Source organism: Micromonospora sp. FIMYZ51 (genome assembly GCF_038246755.1).
Lineage (GTDB): Bacteria > Actinomycetota > Actinomycetes > Mycobacteriales > Micromonosporaceae > Micromonospora.
The window spans coordinates 901161-913614 of the sequence record NZ_CP134706.1 but is presented as its reverse complement, the minus strand read 5'-3'; the positions used below and the strand labels follow the sequence as shown (position 1 = coordinate 913614).

At 68.6% G+C, this 12454-nt stretch carries 13 protein-coding genes; 8 read left to right on the top strand and 5 right to left on the bottom strand.

Going from position 1 to position 12454, the window contains the following annotated elements; all coding sequences use genetic code 11:
* Positions 1-2: 2 nt before the first annotated feature.
* Positions 3-533 carry a UTRA domain-containing protein gene (locus QQG74_RS04445; protein WP_341719021.1) on the bottom strand — a complete coding sequence of 177 codons (531 nt, stop codon included), beginning with the start codon at positions 531-533 and terminating at the stop codon, positions 3-5.
* A gap of 604 nt (positions 534-1137) precedes the next feature.
* Here QQG74_RS04445 and QQG74_RS04440 point away from each other — a divergent pair.
* A complete protein-coding gene (locus QQG74_RS04440; RefSeq protein ID WP_341719020.1) occupies positions 1138-1437 on the top strand; it encodes a hypothetical protein in 300 nt (99 codons plus the stop codon).
* 42 nt (positions 1438-1479) lie between these two features.
* Here QQG74_RS04440 and QQG74_RS04435 read toward each other — a convergent pair whose 3' ends face one another.
* Positions 1480-2229, bottom strand: coding sequence for a M50 family metallopeptidase (locus QQG74_RS04435; RefSeq protein WP_341719019.1), 750 nt, complete (start codon positions 2227-2229; stop codon positions 1480-1482).
* A 133-nt stretch (positions 2230-2362) separates the two neighbouring features.
* Here QQG74_RS04435 and QQG74_RS04430 point away from each other — a divergent pair, with 133 nt between their 5' ends.
* Both QQG74_RS04430 and QQG74_RS04425 read left to right on the top strand, forming a co-directional pair.
* A complete protein-coding gene (locus tag QQG74_RS04430) occupies positions 2363-2914 on the top strand; it encodes a Uma2 family endonuclease (protein ID WP_341719018.1) in 552 nt (183 codons plus the stop codon).
* Between the two features lie 118 nt (positions 2915-3032).
* Complete coding sequence (locus QQG74_RS04425; protein WP_341719017.1) at positions 3033-3785, top strand: GH25 family lysozyme; 753 nt, start codon at positions 3033-3035, stop codon at positions 3783-3785.
* A 174-nt stretch (positions 3786-3959) separates the two neighbouring features.
* Here QQG74_RS04425 and QQG74_RS04420 read toward each other — a convergent pair whose 3' ends face one another.
* Positions 3960-4196, bottom strand: a complete 237-nt coding sequence (locus QQG74_RS04420; RefSeq protein ID WP_341719016.1) for a hypothetical protein — start codon at positions 4194-4196, stop codon at positions 3960-3962.
* 64 nt (positions 4197-4260) lie between these two features.
* Positions 4261-6600 carry a protein kinase gene (locus tag QQG74_RS04415; RefSeq protein WP_341719015.1) on the bottom strand — a complete coding sequence of 780 codons (2340 nt, stop codon included), beginning with the start codon at positions 6598-6600 and terminating at the stop codon, positions 4261-4263.
* A 93-nt stretch (positions 6601-6693) separates the two neighbouring features.
* On the opposite strand from QQG74_RS04415, the gene QQG74_RS04410 reads away from it, so the two are divergent.
* From QQG74_RS04410 to QQG74_RS04390, 5 genes are all read left to right on the top strand, one after another.
* Positions 6694-6906 (top strand): acyl-CoA carboxylase subunit epsilon, encoded by a 213-nt coding sequence (locus QQG74_RS04410; RefSeq protein WP_341719014.1) that lies wholly within the window; start codon positions 6694-6696, stop codon positions 6904-6906.
* Positions 6907-7033: 127 nt separating this feature from the next.
* Entirely contained in the window at positions 7034-7495 is a 462-nt protein-coding gene (locus tag QQG74_RS04405) for a hypothetical protein (RefSeq protein ID WP_341719013.1), read from the top strand.
* A gap of 1438 nt (positions 7496-8933) precedes the next feature.
* Complete coding sequence (gene mycP, locus QQG74_RS04400) at positions 8934-10055, top strand: type VII secretion-associated serine protease mycosin (protein ID WP_341721128.1); 1122 nt, start codon at positions 8934-8936, stop codon at positions 10053-10055.
* A gap of 218 nt (positions 10056-10273) precedes the next feature.
* The gene (locus tag QQG74_RS04395) at positions 10274-10930 is read left to right on the top strand and encodes a nucleoside triphosphate pyrophosphatase (RefSeq protein WP_341719012.1); all 657 of its coding nucleotides are present in this window, start codon (positions 10274-10276) and stop codon (positions 10928-10930) included.
* Positions 10931-10939: 9 nt separating this feature from the next.
* On the top strand, positions 10940-11593 hold the full coding sequence (locus tag QQG74_RS04390) for an O-methyltransferase (protein ID WP_341719011.1): 654 nt from the start codon (positions 10940-10942) through the stop codon (positions 11591-11593).
* Positions 11594-11694: 101 nt separating this feature from the next.
* Here QQG74_RS04390 and QQG74_RS04385 read toward each other — a convergent pair whose 3' ends face one another.
* Positions 11695-12450 (bottom strand): ABC transporter permease, encoded by a 756-nt coding sequence (locus QQG74_RS04385; protein WP_341719010.1) that lies wholly within the window; start codon positions 12448-12450, stop codon positions 11695-11697.
* Positions 12451-12454: the final 4 nt, after the last annotated feature.

Genomic DNA, 12454 nt, shown 5'->3' with positions numbered 1-12454 from the left:
GATCACGCCTTGGTCTGGTAGCGGAGGTGACGGCCGGCGGCAGTCATCGTCATGACGCTGTACTCGAACGGAGTGCCGTCGGCGGCGAACGTGAGCCGAGTGAGGACGATCACCGGGTCTCGCTCGGTGATGTGGAGTTCATCCTGCTCCCTGAGGGTGGACAGACGCGCAGTGATGTCGTCTACCGCGCGGGCGGGGGTATATCCGAGGTTGGCGAGCAGGGTGACGGAACCGCCGGGGATTTTGGCGCGGTCGGCCAGCGGTGTTCCGATGGCGATGCTGCTCGGGTAGTAGGAGTCGGTGAGTTCCACGGCGTGACCGTCGAGCAGCATTACCCGCTGTCGGAGCACGACACGCGCGTTCGGCGCTAGACGCAGGGCGTCGGCGACCTCTGGAGGCGCGGAAATCTCCTCCGCTGCGGTAATGCGCTGCGTTCCTTGCCTACCCGTCGAGGCTGCTTCGTCGGCCCACGCGTCACCGCCACCGGGGGTCACGTAGCGGTCTGACGTGCTGTTTTGTTCGTAACGACTCACGGGGAACTCTCCCTCCTCATGCGAGAACGACTCTACTGCCTTACTCGGCAACCCGACTCTCCGCATCATTGCGCTTTACTAGGTAGGGCAGTACGGTTGCTTTCTGCACGGCTGACCGCGAGAGAGGGAGGCGCATGAAACGGATCATGGAGACTCCCGTCGAGCCGGACCGCAGGCGTAACCGGGTGATCCACTCGCCGGAACTCCCGCTGCCGGGCAGGCATCGGACGGGGTGTTGGTCGTGACGGCGCGGCGTACGCCTCACCTGATCAAGCACTCCTGGTACGTCCTCGAATACCACCGACACCACCGCTGCGAGCGCTGCACGGACAGCGGCTGGTGCCCGGAGGCTCACATCGCGCGTACCCGGATCACGGCATGGCACCGATTCCGTCGGAGGTAGTTGGACAAGAGCGGCGACGCGATCGTCCGACGAGAGGTCTTCGTCCAGCACGCCGGACTCCGAAGACTCAGTCCACCCGCTCCCGCTCCCCGGCGAGGCGGTAATCAACGTGCCGACCGACCGCAGCAGCCCAGGTCAGCCACCACGAATGCGCGGCGGACTCGCCAGCCAACCCCACATCCCGACCGGAGGTAGAGCATCATGTCGAAGCCAATTCCGCAGGCGAACCCTCTCGACCGGCAGCCCGACCAAGGACGCGATGACGCACCCCTGGCCTGGGTCGGCGACCTGGTCCACGACGAGGATGCGGACCGACCGGGCATCGTCACCGACATCCTCAGCGAGGCGATCTGGGTGCTGCGACCGGAGTCCGGCTCCGGACAGTGGATCTGCATGAGCCCCGAGCGGCTGACTATCGTCACCCGCCGCGCAGAGCGGGTCGGCAAGCCGGCGCCACTTGGTCATGAAGCAGACTCGGGAGAGTCGATGGAGGTGCGCTGAACGGAGGTCGGGGTCACGACTTGGTGGTACTGCCGTGACCGGTCAGCCGGAAGCGACCAGGCCGGCCTCGGCGAGCAGGGGGCCGGCAAGCATCAGGCCGCCGGCCACCAGCACGGCGAGGTTGACCAGGCCGAAGAGGACCACCCAGAAGAACGCCGGCAGCGGGGTGATCCCCGCCAGCTGGTCGGCGTCGGAGGCCGGCATGCCCCGTTGCGTACGCAGCCGTTGCAACTCCACGACCGGGCGTACGCCGCCGAGCAGCAGGAACCACACGCCGGTCCAGGCGAAGGCGGCCTGCACCTGCGGGCTGGCGTACCAGGAGATGGCGAGCACCGCACCGCCGGTGACCACCAGGGTGAGCGCACCGTAGACGTTGCGGATCATGATCAGCATGGCCAGCAGCAGGATCACGGCGATCCAGAGCAGCAGGGTGATCCGGTTGCCGGCGAGCAGCCAGGCCCCGCCCAGACCGACAAGGGGTGGGGCGATGTACCCGGCGAGCAGGGTCAGCACCATGCCCGGACCGGTAGGACGGCCGGCGGAGAGGGTGAGCCCGGAGGTGTCCGAGTGCAGCCGGATGCCCTGCAGTTTGCGCCCGGTGAGCACGGCGACCAGCGCGTGACCGCCCTCGTGAGCGATGGTGATCACGTTGCGGGCGATCCGCCACGGCAGCCGGGTGGCGACCACGAGCAGCGCGACCAGGCCGGTAAGCACCACCAGCAGCGGAGGCGGGTCGGGCTGCGCACCGAGCAGGCGGTCCCAGAACGCGGTCATGCCCTCGATCGACACCATGGGGCGCGAGCCTACCGGCCGCGTGCCAGCCCGGTCCTCCGGCGGGTGAGGCGTTCGGGTGTCGATCCCGGGCCAACCGCCCGTATGGTGTGAGACTGACCGGGTGACGAATCGGATCGGGAGGTGAACGCCGGTGAGCGCGGAGCCCCTGGAGTCGCACATGGGCCTCTGGACGGAGGCCGAATACCTCGCGCTGGGCGAGACCAACAGCCGAATCGAACTGCTCGACGGGAGCCTGATCTTGAGCCCTGCCCCGAGCAAGCGCCACCAGTTGGTGTCTTGGAGTCTCGTCGCCTCACTGCGGCCGGCGGCCCACCCTGGCGGGTTCCTGGTCTTCGAGGCGGTCAACGTTCGGCTCGGATCCAACCGGATCGCGATACCGGATGTTGTCGTGGCGGACACCGACGACGAGGGCGACGTGATCGAGGCGAGCGAGGTGGCGTTGGTCTGCGAGATCGTGTCGCCGGGCAACGCCGCCGCCGACCGGGTAGTAAAGATGCAGCTCTACGCGATCGCCCGGATCCCCTGGTACCTGCTGGTCGAGCAGGACGGTGACGCTCCCTCGCTGCGGCTGTACCGGCTCGACGGCGGGCACTACGTCGAGGACCAGGTGGCCAAGGCCGGTGAGACGCTCACGCTCGCTGAGCCGTTCCGCTGGCAGGTCGACCCGGCGGCGCTGCGCTGAGCGCCAGGTGTGCCCGCACCACACTCCGCGCGGTTTAAGTTTTCCTCATCTCCATTGATCTGCCGGACACCACCCTCCAAAGATGACTGTCAATCGACACCCGTCTCAGGAGGACGTCATGGGTCGTACCAGATCATCGTTGCGCCGGCTGACCGCTGCCGCGCTCACCGTGCTCGCGGCCGCCGCGGCCGGGCTCGTCGCCACCGCGACCCCGGCCGCCGCGGCCACCGTGCCCGGCATCGACGTTTCGCGCTACCAGGGCACCATCAACTGGACGAGCGTCCGCAACGCCGGCATCCAGTTCGCCTTCATCAAGGCCACCGAGGGTACGAGCTACAAGGACCCGAACTTCAACGCGAACTACGTGAACGCGTACAACGCCGGGGTGATCCGGGGTGCGTACCACTTCGCCCGGCCCAACATCTCCTCCGGCGCGGTGCAGGCGAACTTCCTCGCCTCCAACGGCGGCGCCTGGTCGGCCGACAGCCGTACCCTCCCGGCAGCGCTCGACCTGGAGGCGAACCCGTACAGCGGCGGCTACTGCTACGGCCTGAGCACCACCGCGATGCGCAACTGGGTGCAGGATTTCCTGAACACCTACCGCTCGCGCACCGGCCGCTACGCGGTCATCTACACCACCACAAGCTTCTGGAACCAGTGCACCGGTAGCTGGAGCGGCCCCTGGGCCAACCACCCGCTCTGGGTTGCCCGCTGGTCCTCCTCGGTCGGCACCCTGCCGGCCGGCGCGCCATTCTGGAGCTTCTGGCAGTACACCGATTCTGGCAGCGTCGCCGGCATCAGCGGCGGGGTCGACCGTAACTACTGGAACGGCGACCGCAGCCGGCTGATCGCACTGGCCAACAACACCTGACGTACGGCTGCGGCGGTGGGTCGGCGTCCCTGCGCGAAGCAGACACCGACCCACCGCCGCGTCCGTTCCACAGCCCCTGCCGGCGTGCCCACCCTCAGCCCTACCGCCGGCGCGGCGCCCCTCGTGTTCCTGTGTCGGACGGCGACTCAGGTCCACCGTCCCGGACAGTGCCGCTCAGGCTCGCCGTCGGGCAGCCAGCGCGACCGGTACGGTCATGCCGCCACGGCGGGTGATGGTGCCCCGGCGGGTAACGTTCCAGCCGACGAACGCGGCTCCGGCCAGCGTCAGGATGCTGACCAGCGTGGCCAGCACGGCGACACCGACGGCGGCGACCAGCAGTGCGACGTTGCCGAGCGCCACGAGCGTCCACAGTGCCAGACGGGGCTGGGCATCCCTTACTCGGTAACCCATTTCGGGCCTCCCTTCCGTCTTCGGAGATCAGATACCCCGAACGACGGAAGACCATGCCTCGGCGTCAGTCCTGACGGTCCGGCACGAACTCCCGAAAGATCATCTCGAAGTTTTCGAGCTGCGCGTCCCAGTCCTGGTTCGGCACCTCCCAGCGCAGGGCGAAGCCCCGGTTGCTGGCGGTCACGAATCCCCGGTTACGGACCCGGATCTCGACCCCGTTGCGGGTCTGCAACCAGTCCCAGTCGGCGCAGGTACGCCACTTGCAGTCGAGCGGGGAGATGTCGATCAGCCGATAGTTCTGCACGCCACGGACGTTCTTCCGACCCGGCTCGATGCGCCGCCAGTCGGCCGCCGCGTCCTTCTTCGGCGTGTCGGTGCGGTCGATGGTCAGCTCGCTGACCCCGTTCGGATCCCGGTACTTGACCCAGGTGCTGCCGGAGCTGCGCTGCCAGCCGTCCGGCACCGCCACCTTGAAGCCCACCGGGTCGGTGCGCAGCGTCCATCCGTCCGGCACGCCACCGGCGGCGGTCTCGGATGGGCTCGGCGAGGCGGACGGGCTGGGGCTGGGCGGAGCCGCGCTGGTGGGTGGCGGCGGCGCGGGTGCCTCGGAGGCCGGCGACGCGGACGCCTCGGTGCTGCCGGCGGTGTCCTGCGGGGTCTCCCCTCCGCCACTGTCGCGGCTGGTGAGCAGCGGTACGACCACCACCAGGCCGACCAGCAGCAGGGCGACCAGGGCACCGACGAGCACGGCGCGCCGGGTCCGCTCCGACCGCAGTTGACCGGCGGTGAAAATGGAGCCGCGGGCCGCTGCCGGGCTCACCGGTGCCGACGACAGTTGTGGGGTACCACCCGCTACCACCCGAGTCGCGTCCGCCACCGGTGCCTGCGAATCCACCCGGGTCGCCGAGACCTCCGACGTCGACCGGTCCGGGCCGGCCGTCGGCGTCACCGTCGAGGCAGCGCCCGCCGCAGCGGCCTGCGTACCGGACGCCGCATCGCCCGCCGTGGCCGCGCCGCCCTCGACCGCAGTCCTTTCCTCGGCAGCGTCCTCGCCGCCAGCGCCGGAATCGTCGCTTCTCGCAGGGTCCCCGGTGCCGGCGGTGTCCCCGGCGTCGGTGGCGTCCTTGCTGCCGGCGGAGTCCTTGTCGGCGGCGGACGGCGCGCCCGACCCGCTCGCCGGGCCAGCCGGATCAGGGGCGTCCACCTTCGCCGTGGGCGCGGCATCAGAGACGCCGCCGGAGGAGGCGTCCACCCTGGTCGTCGGGGCGGCCTCCGGGCCCGAGGCGGCACCGTCCACCTTCGCCGTCGGGGCCGCGTCCGAGCCGACCTTCGCCGTGGGTGCGGCGTCCGATCCGGGCGGGGTGGTGGTCGACTGGTCCCGCGCGGAGCCGGCGGCAGCAGCGCCAGCGGCGAGCCCGGCGAGCGGCGGGGTACGCGGCGCAGGCGGCGTGACCGGGGCGGACGGCGTCGCCGGGCGTTCCCCGGACGGGCGTGGCCCCGGCACCAGCGGCGGACGCGGCTCGCGCGGACCGTTCGGCCCCGGCCGGCGTACGCCATCAAGCAGCGAGATGCCGCGAGCCCGCCGCCCACTGGCCTTGCGCAGCATGCGCTCAGCCGACTCGGCGGTGATGCGCTCCTGTGGATCCTTACGCAGCAGCCCGGCGAGCACCTGCTTGAGCGGACCGGCGTTGCGTGCCGGCGGCACCGGTTCGGTGGCGAGCGCGGCCAGCGTGGCGATCGCCGACGGTCGCGCGTACGGCGACTTGCCCTCGACCGCCGCGTAGAGCGTGGCGCCCAGCGACCACAGGTCCGCCTCCGGCCCGAACGTGCCGTCCCGGGCGCGCTCCGGTGCGATGTACGCCGGTGAGCCAAGCACCATGCCGGTGCGGGTGACGTTCGGGTCGCCCGGAATCGTCGCCAGGCCGAAGTCGGTGAGCACCACCCGACCGTCGTTGCCGAGCAGCACGTTTCCGGGCTTCACGTCACGGTGCATGATGCCGGCCTTGTGCGCGGCCTTCAGCGCGTTCAGCACGCCCAGCCCGATCTCCACCGCCCGGGCCGGCGACACCGGCCCGTCGGCCGCGAGCGCATCCTGCAACGAGCGGGACGCCACGTACTCCATGACGATCCAGGGGTCGCCGTCGGTGCGGAGCACGTCGAAGATGCGTACGACATTGATGTTGTTGAGGCGGGCGATCGCGCGGGCCTCGCGGAGCGAACGCTCCCGCATCTCGCGGCGCTCGTCGTTGGTCAGACCCGGCGGCGGTACCAGTTCCTTGATCGCGACGTCGCGGTGCAACACCTCGTCGCGGGCCTTCCATACCCGACCCATGCCGCCCTGACCGAGCGGCGAGATGAGCCGGTACCGGTCGGCGACGAGTTGGGGGGAGGAAGCTTCAGACATCGCTGAGACGGTACCCGGCAGCGCTGACGGTCACACCGCCGGCACGCCACTGTGCGACGAAGATCAAAACTCACCCGGCGTACGCTGGCGGACATGTCTGGGGATGAGCCGCTGTTCCGGATCGTGCGCGGCACGCCGACGGCCGAAGAGGTGGCCGCGCTGGTCGGCGCGCTCGTCGCCCGTTCCCGCCCGGCAGCCGTACCGGCGCCGGCTCCCGGCTCGGCCTGGGCCCGCAGCGGCCACCCCTCGGGCGTACGCCCGCTGCCCGGTCCCGGCGCCTGGCGGGCCTCCGGACTTCCGCGCTGACCTTCGGATATCCGACACGCCACCGGACGCGGCCGGACATCGGCGCGGCGGCAGGGGCTCCCGAGGGCGGCGGCCAGCTACTAACCTCACTCAGTGAAACGAAGCCGTGACAGATTGGGAGGGGCCGATGATCCCCGAGGACGATCGACAAGCGTCCTGGTTACGCGGTTACGGCGGCATCGAGGCAGACATCCGGCAGATGCGGGAGTTCGCCGATCGGCTCCGCGCCGAGGTGGAGAAGAACTACGCCACCCACCTGCCGTACATCGCCAATGACATGCTCGCCAAGGTGCCCAATCCGGCGGACGCGTTCATCGAGCTGGTGCAGTTCATGCGGGCACACTGGGAAACCCAGCAAGCCGCCGCCAACGCCGTCTGGGGTCTCGGCCACAGCACCGGCCACCTGGCCGCCGCCGCAGGTCAGGTGGCCGACCGGTACGGCGCAGCCGACGCCTTCTCGGCAGCCCAGGTCGCCGACGTTCAGGCGGCGCTCAACCGCACCGGCCTCGCGTCCGGGCAGTCCGCCGCGTCGCCGTCGCTCACCGACCCCACCGGCCCCGACAGCGCCGGCCCGGTGGTGCTGCCATGAGAGAACCCGGCGTCGGCCGCAGCGGTGGCCTCACCGACTGGTACCTCATGAACGTCGGCGACATGTGGGCCTGCCTGCAAGACCACCAGACCGATCAGCACTGGCGGCACGTCGCCGGTTGGCGCAAGGTCTGCGACCTGGCCAGCGAGCACCTCACCCGGCTCCGGACCTACCGAAACGGTCTGGCAAAAGCCTGGCCACCCGAAACCAACGCCGCGGCCCGCGTCTACCTCGCCGAGCTGGACGATCTGATCGAGCAGGTACAACAGACCCACGACGCCGCCGCCGCCAACCAGAGCGCGCTGTCCGCCGCAACCCAGGCGCTCGCCAGCACCCGCACCGAACTCAAGAAAATCTACGAGGAGTACGCCGGCAAGCTCCAACAGAAGCGCGCATGGGACGAGACCGTAGCCGACCCCAAGGCCGCCGCCGGCAGCAGAACGAGCCAGCCTCCGGTCGCCGACGCCGATCTCGAACGGCTGAACGTTCAGGCCCGCGGCATCATGTATGGACTCAGCGGCGAACTCCAACAAGCCCAAGTAATGCTCCGCCAACCCCCACCAGCACAGCCCATAACCAGGCAGCCCTCAGATCCCGATGTATACGGCGGATCGGCAGGAGCACCACCAATCATCCCCCCGATTGTTCCTGTAGCCCTACGAGCCACTGCGACGAACATAAGCAAAGGCTTTACGTCCCCAATGCGGCCAGTGCCTGGCCCGAAGGCTCCTCAAATTGGACCAGTGCTGGGTGGGGCGACACCTCCCTTAGGGTCAACCCCAGCCAATTTAGGACCACCCGGCACAGAGACGCCTGCCAGTCCAAAGGTCCCATTGCCTGGGATCGGCCTCCCATCAGTGCCACCGTTGACAACGCCACGGAATCCTCTAGAGAGCATGCCTGGACAGACTCGACCGGGCCAGACCAGCCGCCCGATTACCGGAGGCGGCGCCTTCCCCCTCCATCCAAAATCGCCAAACGCGCCTCACGCCATGCCACCAGGTGGCGTAATTGGCGGAATACCCGGAATCGGCCCCAACCAACCAGGTGCGGGCAGTGCACAGCCTCGGCGGACCAACCCGATCGGTGGGGTCATCGGTGGCGGGGCGGCAGGCACTACCCCAAGTGGTGCCGCCGGTTCTCGCCCGAGAGGCGGAAGAGGCATTGGCGGGATACACCCACATACCATCTCCGAGTCGACTCTCAGGTCAGGGATCCCCGGAATTGCAGGAACAACAGGATCCTTAGGGCGTACAGACCGGGACGACGAGCAACGCCAGTGGGACCCAGACAACCCATGGGAAATGGACCAAGGGGTCAGTCCAATCGTTCGCTCCCCTGACGAGGAAGGACCGATTGACCCTGGCCCAGCCATTGGCATCAATCGGTGAAGACTTGGGCCAGTCTCGCGGCTGCAATCTCACTGAACCCGCTGTTCATACCCACGGCTCCCCTTGCGCACCCAGCCAACACCGCATCCCCATCTCCCGATGGCGCAAACCGCGTCCGAGGCGACCAGTGGCATTTGGACTATCTAAACGTCGAAGAGGCTCACCAAATTAGCCGAGGCGCAGGTGTTGTTGTCGCCGTAACCGACACAGGAGTTTATCCCCACACAGATCTTCATGAGAACGTTCTCGATGGAATAGATCTCCTGTCCGAGACGGGCGGCAATGGCCACGAGGACCACAACGGACACGGGACAGGGATGGCCGGACTCATCGCTGCCCACGGACGCCGAGACGGCACAGGCGCTCTCGGAATCGCCCCACAGGCGAAAATCTTGCCAATCAGGTCCTTCAAATCTAACAGCGAAGGAGACACGGACCGACTAGCAGAGTCTATCGAAAAGTCGATCTCAGCCGGGGCTGACATTATTAGCATTTCGGCAGGAGGCAACGGCGTAAATTCCCGCCTTCTGCGCGCCATCGATGCCGCACGCGCCGCTAACATACTCGTCGTCGCCTCAGCAGGCAACCGGCCGAATGACGCACACGTCATTTGGCCTGCCGCTTTGAAAGGCGTAATTTCCGTAGGCGGAGTCGACCGTCGAGGAGTTCACGCCGAAGTATCGGTGGTTGGACCTGAGATCGACATAGTCGCGCCAGCTGTGGAAATCTACAGCACAAGCTACGATGACTTGTACTTGAAGGGTACGGGTACGTCGAGCGCTGCGGCGATTGTGGCGGGGGCGGCGGCGTTGATTCGGGCCAAGTATCCGTACCTTCCGGCGGACGAGGTGGCGCATCGGTTGACTGCCACTGCGATCGACAAGGGGCCGCCTGGCCGGGACGACCAGTACGGGTACGGCGTCATCGATCTGGTGGCGGCGCTGACGGCAGACGTACCGCCTAGGGGTTTTGAGTCGGTGCCGACAAGCGCGCCGGACGACGGCGGCCCGACCACGGCGGCGGATGGGCCATGGTCCAATGAGGAGGGTGCTGCGACCGTGCGCGGCCTGGTCACCCTCGGTGTGCTGCTGGCGGCTGGCGGCGCTTGGGCCTTGTTCGTGCGGCACCGGCGGCGATCCGACGATCCGCCGCCCAGAATCACTCGCTGATGCAACGCCGCTATCCGCCGGAGGCTGCCTTGATGATCGTTGGCGTTGGAGCTACCTGAAACGCCGGGGAATGGCTAGCTGAGCCGTCAGCGATCGGGCCCGCGAGATGGCGAGGACGACCTTTGGGCGTACGACTGCTGAGCCTGGGCGAGCCGGAGGCCGAGCGGCCGGGGCGGCGCGCCGCGTGGCGAACGGAGCTAGCCGGTAACGTCGGCGGGGTGTCTGATGCCTTGCCGCTACGTCTGGTGCTCGCCTCGGCGAGTCCTGCCCGCCGAAAGTCCCTACAGGCCGCCGGCATCGAGCCGGAGGTGCTGGTCAGCGGGGTCGACGAATCGCTCGTGGTGACCGAGCGGGCCGAAGAACTCTGCCTGGAGTTGGCCCGGCTCAAGGCGCAGGCGGTGCTGACCCGGCTGCGGCCCACCGACGACCAGCGCACGCTCGTATTGGGCTGCGACTCGGTGCTCGCCTTCGACGGGGAGATTCTCGGCAAGCCCGAGGACGCCGCCGACGCTGTCCGGCGCTGGGAGCGGATGCGCGGTCGCAGCGGGGTGCTGCACAGCGGCCACTGTCTCATCGACATGGTGGGCGGGCGTCGGGCCGAGGCGGTGGCCTCGACGGTGGTGCACTTCGCCGACATCAGCGACCATGAGATCGCCACGTACGTCGGTACGGGTGAGCCGCTCGCGGTGGCTGGCGCGTTCACGATCGACGGTCTCGGCGGACCGTTCGTGGAGCGGATCGAAGGCGACCCGGGGACGGTTGTCGGGCTTTCCCTACCACTGTTGCGGCGCCTGCTCGCCGACTTGGGGCTGCGGATCACCGATCTGTGGACGAAGGTCGCGCCCGGCAACCAGTTGGTCGAGCCGCTCGGCTAGCGTCCGAGCATGACGCTCAAGTCGATTCCGCTCACCGACGAGTTGCACACCTACCTCGTCTCGCACGGTATCCCGCCGGACGAGGTCGTCCGCGATCTGGCCGAGGAGACGCTTGCCATCCTGCCCGCGCAGGCTTCCATGCAGGTCGCGCCGGAGCAGGCCGCCTTCCTGACGTTCCTGACCCGGCTGCTCGGCGCCCGCCAGGCGGTGGAGGTCGGCACCTTCACCGGCCTCTCCTCGCTGGCGATCGCCCGTGGGATCGCCGATGGGGGCCGACTGACCTGCTTCGACATCTCCGAGGAGTACACCAGCGTGGCGCGCCGTTACTGGAGGCGGGCCGGTGTGGACGACCGGATCGAGTTGCGCATCGGTCCGGCCGGTGAGCGGCTGCGGGAACTGCCCGACGAGCGTTACCTGGACTTCGCCTTCATCGACGCCGACAAGACCGGTTATCCGGTCTACTGGGACGAACTGGTGCCGCGAATGCGCCCCGGTGGGGTGATCGCCGTCGACAACGTGTTGCGGCACGGCCGGGTGATCGCGCCGCAGAGTGCCGACGATCGGGCGATCGCCGCGTTCAACGACCAGGTGCTGGCCGACGTACGGGTCGAGGCGGTGATGTTGCCGATCGCGGACGGCCTGACCCTCGCGCGGGTGCATTGACCGGTCGCATGCTGGCGCCGTGCACGCGCACCGGCTGTTAATAAGGGGCCCTTCCTATACCGCAGGCGTTAATAAGGGGCCCTTCCTTACACCACAGCCGGTCATCTGACGCTGCGGGCGAACTGGCGGGCGGCCCAGAGGACACCGGCGGCGGCGAGCACCGTGATGATGGCCAGCCCCTGCCAGACCCGGTCGTTGCCGATGTCCCCGTTGAAGAGGGCCCGGGTGCCGTCTACCGCCCAGGAGAAGGGGTTCCACCTGGCGACGCCCTGCAACCAGCCGGGCGCGAAGGCGAGCGGCAGCAGGATGCCGGAGAGCAGCAGCACGGGCTGGGCCACCGTGTTCATCAGGGGGGCGAGGGCGTCCTCGCTCTTCACCTTGAGCGCGACGCCGTAGGAGACCGCCGAGGTCATCAGCGCGATCAGGGCGAGCATCAGATACGCCAGCAGCAGGTCACCGATGAAGACGCGCAGGTCGAACAGGAGCGCGAGCAGGGTGATGATGACCGCCTGGGCCAGCAGCGACACCACGTCGCGCAGGGAGCGGCCGAGCAGCAGGGCGAGGCGGCTGACCGGGGTGACCCGGGAGCGTTCGATGACCCCGGCGCGCAGCTCGGCGATCAGGCCGAAGCCCTGGAACAGGCCGCCGAAGATGGCCAGCAGCACCAGCAGGCCGGGCACGAAGACCTTGTACGCCTCGGCCTGGGTGGGTGCGTTAAGCGCCGGCTTGAGCAGCGGGGCGAAGAGCAGCAGGTACATCACCGGCTGGAAGACGCCGACGAAGACCCACACGGGGTTGCGCAGCAGCAGAAGCAGCTGCCGTTGGAAGATCAGCCAGGTGTCGCGGGCGAGCTTCATGAGA